This window comes from Vulcanisaeta sp. EB80 (genome assembly GCF_002078205.2).
The window spans coordinates 16487-33369 of sequence record NZ_LCWN02000019.1 but is presented as its reverse complement, the minus strand read 5'-3'; the positions used below and the strand labels follow the sequence as shown (position 1 = coordinate 33369).

The following is a 16883-nucleotide window of genomic DNA, read 5'->3' as shown; positions in this document are numbered from 1 at the left end:
AGCCATGCCTTTACGTCCCAGTCATAATCATTGATGAGCGTGCCGAGTTCCCTAATGTTCCCGCCCAGGAGTTGCCAAAGTAATTCAGCATCTATATTATCCTTACCTCCGGTTTTCTCTATAACCTCATTAACGACCTTCTCGAAGTCTTCCTTCGGTAGGTTCCATAGGAGGTATGGTGAGTATCCGCCTTTTGGGACTAACCTGATGAGTGTTTTTGTTGCTGCGTTATCGCTGACTGTGAGGAATACCAGTATTGAGATTCTTTTTTCAATGAATAGCCAGGGTATTTGGTCTGCTATTGCGTTTGCGACCTTATAGAGCGCCGTGTAGTCCCTAACGTACTTATCAACATCGTCAAAAAACAAAACCACTGTTTTATCACGTAGCCTATGCTCCTCAACGAGTTGGCTAACGGCATCGACTAGGACCCCTACTACGTCACCAAGCGATATCGATGCGTATCTCGTAACGACTTCCGTGGTTAATTCCTTAAGTGCATTGATTAGTTGTTTATGCACGTTCTCGCCAAGCCCTGGAATACTGAGTTGCATCTCCCTGATTAATCTCTCCTCAAAGCCGTACCTTATGAATGCGTAATCGCTCAATTCCTCAATACTTCTCGCTTTGTCCACGAGGAGTCTTAGTAATGTTGATTTGCCTGCTCCGTGTGGTCCGTAAATTGCCTTGATGCCGGTGCGGTTGGGGATTGCCTTGAGGAGGTTCGCTACCTCCTGTTCCCTGTCCCTGAAGTGAATTATTATTTTCGTAGCCTCAAGTAGAACCTCCGCTGTGTGGAGTTCCTCGCTTATCTTCTTAGCGATACTATCAATATTGCTCATACCTACAGTAAGGGATTGAGAAACACTTATTTAAGCTGTTAAATGTTGATGTAGTGTGTTTGTCTAGTCCGTATCCCCTCATGGCTCACTATATTCCTTAGAGCCTATTGTTCCTCTAGGGTCCACATAACCGACCTAATAGAGTACAGTGGCACCTTCAAGACCATCTCCTCAATGACGGAGCTCTTGAAAAAACGCTTTTCCTGTAATTATAGTTCTCAGACCGCGGACAGAACGTAAGGCTAGGATACGGAGAAATTCCCACGGTGCACATACTCCTCTGTAGTAATTCTTAGCACGGGTGGTGTCCAGTTCCAGTGCTCCCTCAGTGCGTTGATTAATGCTTCATACTGCCCTTGGCTTAGTGGGAGGGAGACATCAACAGACTTATGGTAAATCCGTAGTTGTAAACCCCATCCTGTCCTCTTGATACATAGGATATTTTTGCTCTTGACCCCGTCCTTCGGTATGGTAACCACATCCCCACTCCTAGTCTCGATGATCAACCCATTCTCCGTCACCTTGACCTTGGTGCTCAACGTCACGGACATGACAATTATGATAATTATGATTGGGATTGCGACGAGTGCTATGGCGTAACGCACGTCGGGTAGCAGGACCGTGAGACTTATGATGGATAGTATGACCCCCCATCAACCCCATCAGCCTGGCTAACACATCATTCGGACGCCATAAAGACCATACCACTCTCCCCTCTTGATCCGCATTTGAAGAACCCACAGAGCAATACCACACAGTCAAGCCTTAAACCTAATCCCAATAGGTAGTGTTGTTGTGTGTTTACGTGGGGTTGGTGGTCGTTATTGATTGGTTGGTGCATGCCTTGGCGAGACTTATTAATTTCTCTGCGATGCCTAAGTCGTCCTTTAATGTTATTCCGAGGGCTATGTCCTGGGCGATTGGGTAGCACTTGGTTACCGCGTTGAGTGCCTCATTTACCGTTAACGCGATCACCTCGACTCCCGGCGGCACGTCTAGGTTCATGAGTCTCCTGTGGGGTGGCTCGGTGAATTGGGCAATGATTAATACGTCGATGTCGCTGTCCTCCATGAAGTCGCCCCTCGCGTATGAGCCGACCAGGAAGACTGTTCCCTGGACCTTCCCGGCGACTTGTCTAGCCAACTCAATGGCTCTGCTCCTCAGCTCCTCCCTCCACTTGATAACCTTCTCCATAGGTCCTCTATGAACGTTATTATGTCCTCGGCAGTCTTAATAGCTGTTTCGGCGTCGGTCCTCGTGAAGTACTCATAGGGTACACCCTCGCTCCACGCATCGACATACCTCGTCGTCACGTAGAATTTATCCAGGAGCTTGCATAGGTCGATCACTTCGCTTGGCACATTGATGAATCTGCTAAGTCCAGCGATTAAGTGGGTTAGTGAGTGTCCCCGCGTTGCTCTGCCGATTCCGTATAGAGCAGCCTTTATGGCAAACTCGGCTGCTTGGTGTGCCTTGAAGCATGCCCAGTTGTAATCGCCGACCTCAGTGTCATGCTTTGCTGATTCAATTGTTCTCCTGGCCATGGACATCCATCTATCGTATTCTTTGGAATCCATTAATTAACCTGGGATTGGCGTGGTTAAAAAGTGGTGCTGTTCCGTTACCTGTATGGTTTTTATGCCGTCAATACTTGATTTTATCTATAAATTAATGAGGAAGCCCTTAATAATTAGTTGGTTGTTTGTTACTTGATGGCTAGGGTGTACATAGGACCTGCCGGTGTGCCGATTGGCGCTAGGGAGAGGAAGAAGTCGGCTGGGACGTTGGATGGTATTAGGTACGTTAGCGAGGTTGGGCTTAACGCAATGGAGGTCGAGTTCGTGCAGGGTGTTAGGATGAATAGGGAGGCTGCCCAGGAGGCCGGTGAGTTGGCTAGGGAGTTGGGTGTTAGATTGTCTGTACATGCTCCGTACTTCATAAACCTGTGTAGCGAGGAGGCTGAGAAGGTTGAGGCAAGTATCAAGAGACTACAGGAATCGTTGGATAGGGGTGAGACCATGGGCGCCACAGTTGTTGTTTTCCACCCAGCGTACTACGGTAAGTTGGGTCCAGAGGGCTGTTACAATGCCGTTAAGGATGCCGTGCTGAGGATCCTGGATTGGATGCGTGAGAGTGGTATTACGCATGTTAGGTTGGGTCTCGAGGTCATGGCTAGGAAGAGCCAGTTCGGTAGTTTGGAGGAGACCTTCAGGCTCGTTAGGGAGGTTAATAATCCGCAGGTTGTTGCCGTGATTGATTGGGGGCATGTCTATGCGAGGAATGGCGGCTCCATCGATTACAGGGCTGTGCTTAACATGTGGAGGGAGTACTTTGGCGATCAACCAATGCACACCCACTTTACCTGCGTTAAGTACAAAAATGGTGAGTGGGTTGACGAGCATGAACCAATGGATACGAATAACCCACCCTTCGAACCACTGGCTAGGGAGTTGGCTGGTGAGGATATTGAGATAACGATAATAAATGAATCACCTCTCCTTGAGAAGGACGCATTGAGGATGAAGGATATACTCATTAAGTATGGTAATAAAATCGTTGGGGCAAATCAATAGGTTAATATCACTGCCCCTGCCTTAGCACCCTCATAATCTCATCATTTACCTTCCTGAGCAATTCAATAACGCTTGGTAATTCATTTACGTGCTCAGGCCTTATTGTGAAGTTCTCATCGCCAATCGCGTAATCAACACTGCACTCGTTCCCCTCACAAGCCACTGATACGTATAATGCCAAGTCCTCCTTAAACTCTATAATTAGCACCTTCTCCCTACCATATTCCTCGGTGTGGTGGTTCGTGAACCCCCACTCAATTAGCCTCTGAGTTACTTGTTGTATTACCTTGTCCGTGAGGTTTTGATTGCTCATTACACATTCATTCCCGCCTTTTATTAAATCCGCTTCGCCTCAATAATCCTAAGCAGCTTATCCACCAAAATCTCGGCAATCCTCCTCTGAGCCTCCTTGGTCTCAGCACCTATGTGCGGCGTAACCACAACCCTTGGGTGATTAACCAACTCCCTCTCCCAATCCTCCACGGGCGGCTCATGCTCAAGCACATCAAGGGCTGCTGCGGCAACTACACCATCATTCAAGGCCTTCAACAAAGCCTTACCGTCAATTACCTCACCTCTTGACGCATTTATTATAATGACACCCCTCTTCATAAGTCCAAACTCCCCCTCACCAATCATGTGCCTCGCGCTGGGTGTCAGCGACACATGTATTGAGATTACATCGCTAACCCTAAGCAAATCCTCAAAACCAACAGGCTTAACACCAATAGCCCTAGCCCTACTGCTGATATCAACTATGTCGTAAGCCACAACCTCCATGCCAATAGCCCTCGCCAACTCCGCAACCCTCTGCCCAATCCTACCAAAACCAATTACACCAAGGGTCTTACCAAACAACTCGGTGCCTACGTACTTACCCTTGGGCCACTCACCACCCTTAACCAACCTATCCTGCAGGGCAATTAACCTGGCTGCAACGACCATAAACCCAATAACCAACTCAGCCACAGACTGTGTCGAGCCCTCAGGCGCGTTAATCACATCGATACCCCTGGCCTTGGCATACTCAACATCTATGTTGTCAAGACCAACGCCAGCCCTCGCAATAACCCTGAGCCTCTTGCCAGCATCAATGACATCCCTAGTCACCTTAGTCCTACCCCTAACAATAAGCACCTCGTAATCAGGAACGACCTTTAACAACTCATCCCTACCAATGCCAGGCCTATAATCAACCTCAACACCCCTATCCTTAAGCGTCCTCACTATGTACTCATCCACCTGATCCGTAACCAAAACCCTAACCATCCACGCCCTAAATAGGCTATTGCTTTTAAACATTATTCATTTATAGACAATATACGCAAAACCATGTTCCAAACATCGTGAGCATGGTTATGGCTTATTTCGATTAAAAAGCATGGATGTTAGGGCATTGGGAACGTTATGATTTAAACCTAAAGATAGTACGGTGCTCATGCATGAAGTATGATGAGAGCTGCCTATCAATACCCTAGGTATTGTAGAGCTGCGTGATTGTTTACTATGTCGTTGGTTGCTCCATTGGTTTTACGTCGATGATTATTAGCTTACTTATTCTTGGTTAGGGTGTTTATGGGTCTGATGACCGCATCCCTGGTAAGCGGTGTCTTGATTATGACCTCGTGCCCATTTATAACTAGTTCATAGGGTACTTTGTATACGCTCATTAATGTGCGCTGAATCGGCATTAGATCTATGAGAAACTCTCTATCTCCATAGAGCAGGTGCACGAAAGTATTTAATTGGGAATTGGGATTTTGCTAAGGCTGGTCTCTTGCGTTGGTGTATTATTGTGTCTTGTCTGTGGGAATTGTTTTAATTTGTTGAGTTTTCGTGGTTTTGTGATCCCTGCCATTGCCTATGTTAGGGTTTCCACGGAGTTGCAGGACCCCATGAACCAGGTTGATTACCTGAGACGTTGGGGTGGGTCTAGGGGTTTTGATATACTGAAGTTCTATGTTGATGAGGCTGTTAGTGGTGCCTCGCCTGTCCTTGAGAGGCTTGCGTTTAGGGAATTGGTTAGGGATGTTGAGGGTGGTGTTTTTAATCCTAGGCCCATGGTTTTGCTTGTTTATGAGACCTCTAGGTTGGTTAGGAATTTCCAGGAGTTGTTTAGGCTCCTTGACATCGTTGAGAATAAGCTTGGACTCTTAATAGTGAGTACGAGCGAGAAGGAGTCTGTTTTGCAGAATTTAGATGGTACGTATAGGCAGTTTCTGAGGACCGTGCTTGCCTTCGTGGCTTCCATGGAGAGGGAGTTCATTAGGCAGAGAACTAGGGTTGCCATGGAGAGGCTTAGGAGGGAGGGTAGGCTTGGGTCTAAAGTTGATTCGTTACCCGCCGATGTGATTAATGAAATTGTGAAGTTGTATGGTGAGGGTTTGAGCCAGAGGGCTGTGGCTGAGAGGCTTGGTGTTAGTTTGTACATGGTTAGAAGGGTGCTTGGCAAGTACGGCTTTAGGGGTGCCTATACGTGCCCCAGGTGTCTGCATAGGTTGAGGGTTGTGGATAGATCCTTGGTTCAGGTTGATGGTAGGTACGCCATTAAGCAGGTACTGCATTGCCCGAATTGTGGATATGATGAGGTTAGGATTGATTGAGTTCACAACTCACCCTTTATGTACTCCCTGAACTTCCCAAGGGCGTTGAGTACCCTAGCCACTGTCAACTCATCACCCCACTCGATGTGATAAACCCTCCATTTATCCAGCTCTAACCTATCCCCCTGCCCGAAGTAGCCATGCCACCACTGTAGTGATTCCTCAATAATCTTTGCCAACTGGTTCTTATCGTCCTCCTCCGGGTGTACGTCATCTAAGTCCAGGATTATTATGGCGAACCTCCTCATAATCAACCAAGCTATTGTGCGGTTACCCATTTATTAACATGTCCTCGTAATGCAGTACGCGAAAGCATTTTAATTCTGCATGCATGCCCTGTATTGATGAGTTATACTGCGTGGATAATATCGATAGGTAACGAATTGTTGATAGGCAAAACCGTGAACACGAACGCCGCATGGCTCGCTAGGAAATTTACGCTCCTCGGTTATGACGTGAAGAGGATCATCACAATACCAGACAGCGAGGAGGATGAGGTCGAGGTCTTCAGGGACGCTATAAGGAGGGGCATTAGGGTCGTTGTATCAACAGGAGGCTTGGGACCCACATTTGACGATAAAACCAGCGAATACCTGGCTGAGGCCTTGAATAGGAGGTATGTGCTTAACGATGATGCCCTGAGGATGGTTGTGGAGACATTCAAGTCTAAGGGACTCGAGTTGACTGAGCCTAGGCTTAAGCAGGCGAAGATGCCTGAGGGGGCTAAGCCACTGCCTAACCCTGTCGGTACGGCACCGGGCATATGGGTTGAGGAGGGCAACACAATAATCATTGCGCTACCCGGCGTCCCGGCAGAGATGATGGGTATATTCGAGAATTACGTGGAGCCAAAACTACGTGAGATAGGCCCTAAGCTCCACTTTGTTGAGAGGTCCATAACGGTTAAGGGAGTGCCTGAGGCTGATCTGGCTCCGATAATAGAGAGGGGTATGAAGATGAGCAATAGGATCTACATAAAAAGCCATCCTAAGGGTCACGAGATTAAAGCGCCGTTGGTTGAGATTCATGTATACGTTAGCTCTGAGGATGTGAAATCTGCCGAGGGCGAAGTCAATAGGATAATTAATTATTTAATGAGTTCCGTAAGGGAGAAGGGTGGTGAGGTTTTAAGTGCGTAAGCGCTATTCTTCAATATTAATCACAGGTACTTAATTATTGAGTATTTCAGGCAATCCCCAGAGCTAACCTTGTGTGGGTGCCCTAGCACTAATATCTTCTCAGAATCATCGTACGAAAACACCAAGTCTGGCTGTGAACCGCACAGTAAACCTAACCCCATCAACTCTGGTACCTGGTTTGGCACAACACTGGCAAAGACCTTCTGTATGTAATCCCTCATGGTGCTTGACATGTTTAGGTCGAATAATGTGCTTAGCATGACTTCGTTACCCGTCAACGTAATATCACCAGGTTCAAAACCGTAGGTGCTCACGAAATCGTCACGCATGTTGCCGAACTTGCCTCTAACGTTGTTTATCACGTCCATGGATGCCTTGAATATATCGGCTGGGTTAACATTGACCTCTGTGGAAACCTCGCTGGAGAATCTAATACTTGCCTTTTTGGCGCAGATTACCTGCCCCATATCCTTATCCTCAACAGTCTCAACGCCATTGTATACAGAGAGCATCGAGCCGCTTGCCCTGACGCCAGTTGGTGAGCTTGGGGTTGATTGCATGTAGCATTCAATGCCACCCATTAGGTATGTTGGGTAAAAGTCCTCATTAATATTGAAGAAACCCTTGAAGGCGTTAACTAGGTAATTACCTGGGTTGTAGTTGGGTTCCGTGATTGATGATTGAATTAGAAAAACCCTCTTGTCGCCCTCAACTGTGCCGAGGCTAACCTGTTGTGTCTCAAAGCCTGAAACGCCTCTGTAAATATCGACGTATTTTGAGAAGCTGCTTCTGATTTCATCAGCCATATAACGGGCGGAGCCCGACAGTGCATTCATTATCTCCCTTATTATTTGCTCCTCATTACCAACCTGTTCCACCTAATCGCCGATGTTCAACATGGTGAGCTGTTTAATAAATGTTTCTAAGGAGATCTCAAGGGAATATAAATCGACGGGTTAACCGAACCAAAAGTTAATTTAGGATCGAATTAATCAGTAAATGATTTGTGGATGGAGGGCAAAATACCATTAATTGAGAAGCATAGGGAGGCTTACATCAAGATTCGGATTATCGAGAGCCTCCAGGAGCTTCAGTTAGCTGTAAGACTGCTTAAGGAGGGTTTCAGTAGGAATGCGGCAAGTAAAGTATTCATGGCTTGGAAAGCAATGATCAGCGCACTCGTGGCAGTGAATCTCGAAAAAATGCCTAGGGATGATAAGGAGAGGGAGTGGTACATGAAGACGGGCTTCCTCGCGCCAACCACAGGGTTAAAGGGAATATCGCAGAGGCTCGAGGAGCTTGGTTATAAGGTGCTTGATTTAACGTCGACGGCGCTCGCCCTCCATAGATACTCATACAACGGCCTATACAAGGGCGCCAGTGACTATGCCACGAGAGAGGAGGCTATCAAGGATATCCAACATGTCGCTGAGGAATTACTTAGGTTAGTTAAGGAGTACTTATCGAAGTATTGGGACGATGAGATTGAGGAGAACTACAGGACTGCCGAGAAGCTACTTAATGAATTGAAGTCCTAATCACCGCTTTCTACTTCTGGTCATCCTCCACTCATCCTCCGCACTCATACACTCTACGCCGTATTCGCGGCATAGGGTGAGTACGTCCTTAAGGACTGTACTCCACCAGGACCTGGACGGTGTATTAACGGGACCGAGCCTATTACCCATTACCTTGATCACCAACGGTCTCGGTCTAAACCTATCGATTATCAATTGAGAGCCTGTGTTTCTCGCGAGCCTTATTATTGGTTCGTAATCCTCCCTCTTATCGTTTATGCCGGGTATTATCGGGCCTAGAAATACCCAGGTCTCTATGCCCAGGCTGTTGATACGCCTTAACGCGGATGCCCTAGCCATTGGGTGAGCCGCCATGGGCTCAATCAACCTATAGGTGTCCCTCATCGTAGTTATCGTGAAGCCAACATCAACATCGCTAGAGCACCGACTCAGTAAGTCAATATCCCTAATGATTAATGCGGACTTTGTCTGTATGCTTACGTGGAAGCCCGCGTTGCATAGTATCTCGATTGAGCGCCTCGATAATTTGTATATGGATTCAACGGGTTGGTATGGATCGGTTATTGTTGATAAGCCAACAACGCCAGGCTTGAACCTCCTAACCTCCCTACTCAACACCTGCAAAAGGTTGGCCTTGACGTAAACAACCTCGCCCCACCTCCTGCCAGGCTCTCCTCTCGTGAACTCCATCGCATAGCAATAGGCGCAACCATGCTGGCATCCTAGGTATGGATTTAGGGCATAGTCATACTCGGGCAGGCCTGACCTGGAGAGGGCATTTTTGACCCTGATTTCCCTAATTATTGTATTGCCTATCACGGTTTGAGTAACCATTGGTTTATAATCACCTCATTAGCCAATTCATGAGGTTTGACTGCTTGGTTAGTTGGCGTATGACGTAGGATCTGGAGATCCAGGTCTTGATTGGTATTTTGAGGAACCTCGACACGTAGGTCAAAGCCTCACCTAGATCATTGAATTTCTCGTAAGGGCCATTAAGCATAGCCCTAACATTCTCCCTAACCCACCAAACGCCGATCGGCAGGTTAAAGCCTGGATAAATCTCACGCCAGAGTATCGCCGCAGCTTGCCTACGCATACTTCGCAAGACCTCTAGGACTGCGATCCTAGCTGCGTAATAGCAACCACCTATTGATGGGTATTCATCACGACCCCAGTAACCCTCGTAATCAAGCTCGATGACTACATCACCACCCCACAGGTTCCAGGTTGAGCCCGGCCACCATGCCTCTGCCCATTCATAGAGCCAGGTGTGCGGTGCTAGGATTGCTATGAACGTGTTATCCCTAATGTTCCTAACGTACACCCTGTACTCATTAATTAATGGGTAGTCGCGCACCTCATCGAGTAGTTTATTTGATACTTGGGAATCCACAGCGGTGATAGCCCACCTAGTGGGCACAAGCCTTCTCCTGACGCCCAAGCCAAGGACTCCAACACTCAGTAGCCTGGATATCACGTGAACGTCAACGCCGGATTCATACAACCTCGTCATCGCCTCGGTGGCGTTTAGGTCTGTGTCGCCGTAAACCTTTTCCACAACTCTTGGTGGGGGTGGTAGTGTTGATAGTTTTAGGCTCTTGAGTGGTGATGATGGTCCGAAAGGTGGTGAGTGCTCATCAAGTATATACCTACCACTAACCGGCTTCTCAAACGCCATTTCTGACTCGACAGGGCCTTCTGACAATGCCATAACCTGTATGTCATGAAGAATCCTAGGTGGGTTTTTGGCATCATTAACTTTAACGTTGACTGAACCCCTAATTAGTGATAACCTACTCGATACAAAGTCCTCAAGCTTCATGTTGATCCAGGACTTCGGATCCTCCAAATCTCTCGTGTCTCCATGTATTGGTGGTGTTGCTGGGTATATATTGACCCTTGGGTAGCCTATACGCCCAATGAACACGCTTGGCGGTGATGAGCCATCAACATCACTACGACCACCAACACGCCTCAGCACATACCTAGCCCTTAACTCCGTGAGTACAGGGCAGTAGCTAAGTCCGCATAGGTTGTACTCCCCTCGGCATCTAACACAGAGTGCTGGGTTTATTTTCACTACTAAGTAGGGATTGCCTAGGAAATATATAGGCATTTCGAGTAAAGCACTGCTGAAATCACTCGGGTGGTATTTCCCTGAACAACTGGTTTATGTCAATGTTTTCCCTCCTTAACCTATAATATCTAACTGCATGATACGTAATTAAACCAGCAATGAATAGGGTCGCAAAGAACCCAATTATGTATGCATTTATCTCTGGCGTGAATAGGTAAGCCAGGGGGTTCGCAGCCTCTTGATACGCTATCCATGCGAATAGGACTGTTGTGTAAGTGCCTAGGGCGGCGGTAAGTATTGATCTAATCCTTAGACCAACTATTATTGCCGTTATCGTGATTACCATGAAGTACATTATTATCGTAACTAACGTACTCACATCCATTGTGGCTGTGAGGAGCGGCACAACGCTTAGGTTGTATAGATACATTATCACTATCGTTACTACCAAATCTAGAGCGTGTGCCGCAATTGGTGTGTGGGTTTTTGGGTTTACGTATGCTAGGGCTGACGGTAATACCCTATCGAAGGAGAGGGCCAGTATGTACCTGGCTATCTGTATTATCAATACGGAAACCACGTTTACATACCACACAAAGGAGCCCAGGGCTATCAACCACTGAACCACCGGGTTTCTAATCGCGAGGATTAGTAGGGCCTGTGGATATGGCGGAGGTAGTGTGCTTGGGTATGTAACTGATGGGGCTAATCCGTAGTATATTGCGAAGAGTCCATTTATGTAGTTAATATTGATTGCGGAAAGAATGAGCCACACACTAATTACCAGGAAGACCGCACTTACTGCATATGCCCCATATATGGCAATGGGCATTGCCTTACCCCTCTTCATCTCCCCACCAATTGATAGTACGAAATTTATGAATGGAAACACATAGGCTAGGTACGGTATTAGATATACAGTGTCCATACTAGCTCCATAACTAGGCAGAGAATGAGCGACCTTCACAGCTTGCATAAGTACGTTTGGGGCAACCTTATTTATTGCGATGATAATCTGTGGCGCTAGCACGTAGGTCAATGCCACGGTTAATGCAAACACCACCAGGCCAAACATGGACAGGGCGGATGCCAAGTATTTACCTGCCCTCACCGATAACGCATTTATGATTATAAGTACCGTGAATATCACAGAGCTAATCATGAATACCATCACAGGGTTGCTCATTAAGGTACTGCCAATAACCGTAAGCGCCCTATCATGGTTTGACAACCCAATTGCGTAAAGTGATGGGGCTAGTCCCGCGGTTATCCCTAGGCTTGTTAGTACTGCGTTAAAGAACATTTGATCTATTGTGAACATGAACATTGACGCGAAGCCTATTGAGGGGTTTAGGTTCCTCGTTATGAAGATGTAATCGCTCGCTGTTCTGTAGTAGGTAATGCCAACCCTATTCAACAACACAGTGAGTGGTAGGAATAAGACCGCGGCGATCATCACGGCGATCATCGGGTTTCCTCTTGGGAAGTTGAAAGTGCTGGATAGTAGGAGTATGAAGCCTGTTGGGAAGGCTATGAAGTCTATGTTCATGAGTAGCGCTGTTAATGGTCCAATCTCCCTAACAAGACCGGTTGACTCTCTGAGGAAAATACCTGGCTTATTCACGGGTTTGGCAGGGTCGCATCACTTTTTAACCCTTCCCCCTGCCCAATAATTCGTTAACTACCATCAATAATTCACCGTGTTCCTTCTCATCATCGGCGATCCCCTTGAGTAGTTTCACGATGAGCTTTGACGTGGCGCGGCGTTTAGTATCAACCCTGGTGCTGGTTATTGGTAGGTAACTCCTGAGTAGGAAGCTATATACCTTAGTGGCATTTGACTCAAAGCCCTCAAGCTCATTTAGTTTCTCAACCAAGAAGGCACCAACCTCCTCACCACCAACCTTCACCCTGGAGTTCACGAAGTCCATGATCTCATGAACATGATTAAGAACCTCCTCTATATTATTTTGTATGGAGATTAGGTACTCAGTATCCGTAATACGCCTTGGTGGGCACTCCCTAATGAGTGGCTCAATAAGTGCCAATATATAACTGTGCGTTGCAGATTCAATACCTATTTTCCTCATTATTGAACTGATTATTGCATCATGAACACCCTCAGCAATAACACTATATAACACAGCCAAATCCCTCTCAAGCCTTTTCATCAAGTCCAGTGTCCTAAATAACGTGATCTCATTCTCACCCATCACATTCAAGTATCTCAGTAAAAACTGATATTTTAAATTAATTTAGTTAGAATGAATTCAGAATGCATAAACATACTCGATGAGTACATCCCCTAGGGCTATCCCTGGGAGTTGGGTGTGGGGCTAGGTTAGTTTAGGCCGGTAGTTTGTTTACGGAGTTCGCATTGCCTTTAATCGTCTCGAAATAATTCAATTCTTCAACCACGACATCCCAAGAAAAGCTAAATTAGCACCACCACATTCATCCTCATAAATTATTTTTAATTAATCAATAAATGACAAAGGAGCGATAGACCTCGCGCTTCAGGGTAAGAGGAAGACCAGCTAGAGAGGAGGTCCTATGATTAACGATACCGTAACTCCCACGGATCACGTTAATGCATATAAACCTTATTTCTTATGCATTTAATTATGAATAAATGAGTGCTTTTTATTAATTTAGAATGCATATGCATACTTGATGAGCACGTCCTACATTAGGACGATATGCCCGTTCTGTGGGGTTGGCTGTGGGCTTGTGCTGGAGGTTAGGGATGGTGAGGTTGTTAGGGTATTTGGTGAGAAGGAGCATGTTTTGAGCAAGGGTAGGCTTTGTGGTAAGGGCGCATCGTCAATCAGATCCCTCTACTCAAAAGATAGGATAATATACCCACTCAAGAGAGTTGGTGATAATTTCATAACCATAGGCTACGATGATGCCATTAAGGAGATTACGGAGAAATTGCTCGATATTAGGGATAGGTATGGCGGTAAGTCCATCGCCATATTTGGCGGTTGCCAAAATACTCTAGAGGAGACGTACATAATGGGCAAGCTCGCAAGGTTTCTTGGCTCTAACAATGTGGACTCCTGCGCGAGGGTCTGTCATGAACCATCAGCAATGGCGTTGAGGGAGACAGTTGGCATAGGTGGTTCCGGCGTATCTGTTGAGGAGGTTCCCAGGGCTAAGGTTATAGTCATTGCCGGCGAGTCAATAACCGAGAGCCACCCAGTTCTCGTTGATTACTTCCTCGAGGCAAAGAGGAATGGTGCGAAGATTATCGTTATCGACCCGAGGGTAACACCCACAGTTAGATTACTCGCTGATATGCATTTACAGATTAATCAGGGAACCGACATTTACTTATTCAACGCCGTAGCCAACTACCTAATCCAGAGTGGTAAGTATGATAAGGAGTTCGTCGAGAGTAGGACTAAGGGGTTCGAGGAATATAGGGAGGTTGTTAGGGATTACAGTATTGAAGATGCCGAGAAGATAACGGGTATTCCGAAGGATGAGATAGTAAGGTTCGCCGAATTAATATCAACAAAGCCCACGATATTCTCATGGGGATTGGGATTAAGCGAGGGCGGTGGCGTTAATGCGGTTAGGGCATACCTAGACCTCATGCTTTTAACGGGCAATGTTGGTATTGATGGGGGAGGACCGCTGGTTTTCAGGGGTCAATCAAACGTGCAGGGTAGTGGTGATTTACTAAAGCCAAATAGGTTCCCCAATGGTGACATCAATGAGGAGAATGCGAGGAAGTTGGCTGGTGTGTGGGGTTTCGAACCACCACTCTATAAGGGTTTGACGGTTACAGACACGTTCCTCCGCGATAACGATATCAAGGCCGTCATACTCTTCAACTTCAATGTTACGCACAGCCTGCCGAATAGGGATAGGGTTATTAAGAAACTGAAGGAGTTGGAGCTCCTCGTAGTGGTTGACGCATTCATGAATGAGACCGCGAGGTATGCTCACTACGTACTACCAACCGCCATGTGGGCTGAGGAGGAAGGCTCCGTGGTGTCACTGGATAGGTTGATCAAGTGGAGGTTTAGGGCTGTGAACCCGCCTGGTGATGCTAAACCAACGTTGCAGATACTCAGTGATTTGGGCGCGGGCCTTGGGCTCAAGATACCGACAGACCCAAGGGAAGTCTTTGAGGAGATGAGGAGGGTGGTCCCGTTGTATGGGGGTCTCGATATCAAGGAGGTAATGGACCACTCAGCAAATAGTAGATTCCCTAATAGGGAGCTCGTGCTGTATAAGGATAGGTTCCTAACACCAGACGGCTTCGCCCACTTCAGACCTGTTAGGTACGTGGACAGGGTTAGGAATGGCTTGGTACTAATAACGGGCAGGGTGGTCACGCACTTCAATACAGACACACTAACTGGTAGGCAGTGGTTATCGAAGCTTGAGGAGGTTGTCTACATTAATGAGGAGGATGCGAGGAGGCTTGGTATTAGGGATGGCGACATGGTTAAAGTTGTTAGTGGGTGTGGCGAGGTTATTGTTAGGGCTAGGTTGAGTAGGGATGTTAAGGTTGGTCATGCGTTTATGGTGAATTCGCTATCCATTACAAATAATGTGGTTTGTGATGAGTTGGATGAGGAGAGTAGGATACCGCTTTATAAGTCCACTGTCGTTAACATAACGCCAATTCATCCATAAGACCTACCTCACTAAAGTTAAAACAAACAATCAGTGAATCCTTAATTAAACTAGGATTAGGACTGACTGGACAATATGCGTGTGGTGATTATTGGAGGCGGTGCGGCTGGAATGAGTGCCGCATCTAGAATTAGGAGGTTGAAGGGTGATGCTGAAATCATAGTTATCGAGAGGACAAACATTATTAGCCACGCTCCCTGTGGAATACCCTACTTCCTCGCTGGGTTTTTTGATAACTTCGAATTATTCATGCACTATACACCGGATTACTTCAGTAGTGTTAGGAAAATCAATGTTAGGCTTGGCGAAACAGTCGTTGAAGTTGGTGAGGGTTACGTAATAACTAGTAGCCATAATAAGTTCGATTGGGATTACCTAGTGCTGGCTGTTGGTGCCTCGCCATCGATACCCAATGTGCCCATTGAGGGTGAGCACGTCGTCACAATACACCACCCAGCCGATGCCATAAGAATTAGAGAGCTACTTAATGCCTCCAGGAGGATTGGTATTGTTGGTACAGGTTATATAGCGCTTGAGGTCGCTGAGGCGGCTAGGTTTAGGGGTAAGGATGTGGTGATGATTGGCAGGTCAGGCTACCCACTACGTAAGTCATTGGATGAGGATATGGGTAAGTACGTAATCGATGAGTTAATCAAGCATGGGATAAACCTAAGATTTAATGAGAGATTACTTGAGATAAATAGGGATAGCGATAGGCAGGTAATAATAACTGACTCGGGTAAGTACGAGGTCGACCTCGTAGTTTTAGCCACGGGAATAAGGCCAAACATAGAGCTAGCTAAACAACTCGGACTTAGGATCGGTGAGACAGGCGCTGTGTGGGTTGATGAGCACATGAGAACTAGTCATGAACATGTATACGCTGCCGGCGACATAGCCGAGACTAGGCATGCCATAACGAATAAACCGTACTGGCATCCATTCGGCACAACGGCTAATAAGATGGGCTATGTAGCTGGTAGCAACATTGCTGGGTTCAGCATGAGGTTTCCAGGCGTTGCTGGGACGTCAATGACGAGGTTCATGAACCTATACATAGCAACCACAGGCTTGACGGAGAGGGATGCGAGGAGTTACGGCTTTAAGCCGGCGAGCACGGTAATCAAGTCCAGGATAAGGGCTAGGTACTACCCAGGCGGTGGTGATGTGATCATAAAACTCATAATCGATGAGAACTCACATAGAATACTCGGGGTTCAGGTTATAGGTGATGATGGATCTTACGTACTTGGGAAGGTTAATACAATAGCCGGCTTAATATTGAAGGGCGCCACCGTTGAGGACCTATTCTTCACAGACATGGCTTACCTACCTGCTGTAACCCAGGTTTGGGACCCACTGATCATAGCCGCAAGGCAGTTTCTCAAATCGTGACGTAATTCCCCTAAATTATATACAATTTTATGCTTTTATATTAATTAATATAGAATTTTA

At 46.7% G+C, this 16883-nt stretch carries 18 protein-coding genes; 6 read left to right on the top strand and 12 right to left on the bottom strand.

All coding sequences use genetic code 11. The features are described from left to right. The 4 genes from B7L70_RS05120 to B7L70_RS05105 all read right to left on the bottom strand — a co-directional run. Positions 1-842: ATP-binding protein (locus tag B7L70_RS05120; RefSeq protein WP_143701543.1), on the bottom strand; the 842-nt coding region annotated here is incomplete at its 3' end. Positions 843-1084: 242 nt separating this feature from the next. Further along, positions 1085-1447: a hypothetical protein gene (locus B7L70_RS05115; protein WP_081226813.1), complete on the bottom strand. Its 363-nt coding sequence runs from the start codon at positions 1445-1447 to the stop codon at positions 1085-1087. Positions 1448-1643: 196 nt separating this feature from the next. Then, positions 1644-2036, bottom strand: coding sequence for a nucleotidyltransferase domain-containing protein (locus B7L70_RS05110; RefSeq protein WP_081226812.1), 393 nt, complete (start codon positions 2034-2036; stop codon positions 1644-1646). Beyond that, on the bottom strand, positions 2003-2419 hold the full coding sequence (locus tag B7L70_RS05105) for a HEPN domain-containing protein (RefSeq protein WP_081226811.1): 417 nt from the start codon (positions 2417-2419) through the stop codon (positions 2003-2005). Before B7L70_RS05105 ends, B7L70_RS05110 begins: the two co-directional genes overlap by 34 nt. Positions 2420-2554: 135 nt before the next feature. On the opposite strand from B7L70_RS05105, the gene B7L70_RS05100 reads away from it, so the two are divergent. Next, positions 2555-3415 carry a TIM barrel protein gene (locus B7L70_RS05100; RefSeq protein WP_081226810.1) on the top strand — a complete coding sequence of 287 codons (861 nt, stop codon included), beginning with the start codon at positions 2555-2557 and terminating at the stop codon, positions 3413-3415. A gap of 7 nt (positions 3416-3422) precedes the next feature. Here B7L70_RS05100 and B7L70_RS05095 read toward each other — a convergent pair whose 3' ends face one another. Both B7L70_RS05095 and B7L70_RS05090 read right to left on the bottom strand, forming a co-directional pair. After that, the gene (locus B7L70_RS05095; protein ID WP_081226809.1) at positions 3423-3728 is read right to left on the bottom strand and encodes a hypothetical protein; all 306 of its coding nucleotides are present in this window, start codon (positions 3726-3728) and stop codon (positions 3423-3425) included. A 23-nt stretch (positions 3729-3751) separates the two neighbouring features. Beyond that, positions 3752-4684 (bottom strand): D-2-hydroxyacid dehydrogenase, encoded by a 933-nt coding sequence (locus B7L70_RS05090; protein WP_081226808.1) that lies wholly within the window; start codon positions 4682-4684, stop codon positions 3752-3754. Between the two features lie 575 nt (positions 4685-5259). Here B7L70_RS05090 and B7L70_RS05080 point away from each other — a divergent pair. Then, positions 5260-6018, top strand: a complete 759-nt coding sequence (locus B7L70_RS05080; protein ID WP_081226806.1) for a recombinase family protein — start codon at positions 5260-5262, stop codon at positions 6016-6018. Between the two features lie 2 nt (positions 6019-6020). On the opposite strand, the gene B7L70_RS05075 is transcribed toward B7L70_RS05080, so the two are convergent. After that, on the bottom strand, positions 6021-6296 hold the full coding sequence (locus B7L70_RS05075; protein WP_238376113.1) for a hypothetical protein: 276 nt from the start codon (positions 6294-6296) through the stop codon (positions 6021-6023). 66 nt (positions 6297-6362) lie between these two features. On the opposite strand from B7L70_RS05075, the gene B7L70_RS05070 reads away from it, so the two are divergent. After that, positions 6363-7157, top strand: a complete 795-nt coding sequence (locus B7L70_RS05070) for a nicotinamide mononucleotide deamidase-related protein (RefSeq protein ID WP_081226804.1) — start codon at positions 6363-6365, stop codon at positions 7155-7157. Positions 7158-7177: 20 nt separating this feature from the next. On the opposite strand, the gene B7L70_RS05065 is transcribed toward B7L70_RS05070, so the two are convergent. Beyond that, positions 7178-8035, bottom strand: coding sequence for a hypothetical protein (locus tag B7L70_RS05065; protein WP_081226803.1), 858 nt, complete (start codon positions 8033-8035; stop codon positions 7178-7180). A gap of 132 nt (positions 8036-8167) precedes the next feature. Between B7L70_RS05065 and B7L70_RS05060 the strand changes: the two genes are divergently transcribed. Beyond that, the gene (locus B7L70_RS05060) at positions 8168-8695 is read left to right on the top strand and encodes a PaREP1 family protein (protein WP_081226802.1); all 528 of its coding nucleotides are present in this window, start codon (positions 8168-8170) and stop codon (positions 8693-8695) included. On the opposite strand, the gene B7L70_RS05055 is transcribed toward B7L70_RS05060, so the two are convergent. Genes B7L70_RS05055 through B7L70_RS05040 form a run of 4 tightly spaced genes read right to left on the bottom strand, consistent with a single transcriptional unit; the run spans position 8696 to position 12988 of the window. Beyond that, complete coding sequence (locus B7L70_RS05055) at positions 8696-9529, bottom strand: radical SAM protein (RefSeq protein ID WP_081226801.1); 834 nt, start codon at positions 9527-9529, stop codon at positions 8696-8698. A 10-nt stretch (positions 9530-9539) separates the two neighbouring features. Next, a complete protein-coding gene (locus B7L70_RS05050; RefSeq protein ID WP_202908688.1) occupies positions 9540-10778 on the bottom strand; it encodes an Nre family DNA repair protein in 1239 nt (412 codons plus the stop codon). 58 nt (positions 10779-10836) lie between these two features. Then, positions 10837-12399: an APC family permease gene (locus B7L70_RS05045; protein WP_081226800.1), complete on the bottom strand. Its 1563-nt coding sequence runs from the start codon at positions 12397-12399 to the stop codon at positions 10837-10839. A 25-nt stretch (positions 12400-12424) separates the two neighbouring features. After that, entirely contained in the window at positions 12425-12988 is a 564-nt protein-coding gene (locus tag B7L70_RS05040) for a hypothetical protein (protein ID WP_081226799.1), read from the bottom strand. 460 nt (positions 12989-13448) lie between these two features. Here B7L70_RS05040 and fdhF point away from each other — a divergent pair, with 460 nt between their 5' ends. Together fdhF and B7L70_RS05030 are read left to right on the top strand one after the other, a co-directional pair. Continuing rightward, positions 13449-15428, top strand: coding sequence for a formate dehydrogenase subunit alpha (fdhF, locus tag B7L70_RS05035; protein WP_081226798.1), 1980 nt, complete (start codon positions 13449-13451; stop codon positions 15426-15428). Positions 15429-15503: 75 nt separating this feature from the next. After that, positions 15504-16823, top strand: a complete 1320-nt coding sequence (locus tag B7L70_RS05030; RefSeq protein ID WP_081226797.1) for an FAD-dependent oxidoreductase — start codon at positions 15504-15506, stop codon at positions 16821-16823. Positions 16824-16883: the final 60 nt, after the last annotated feature.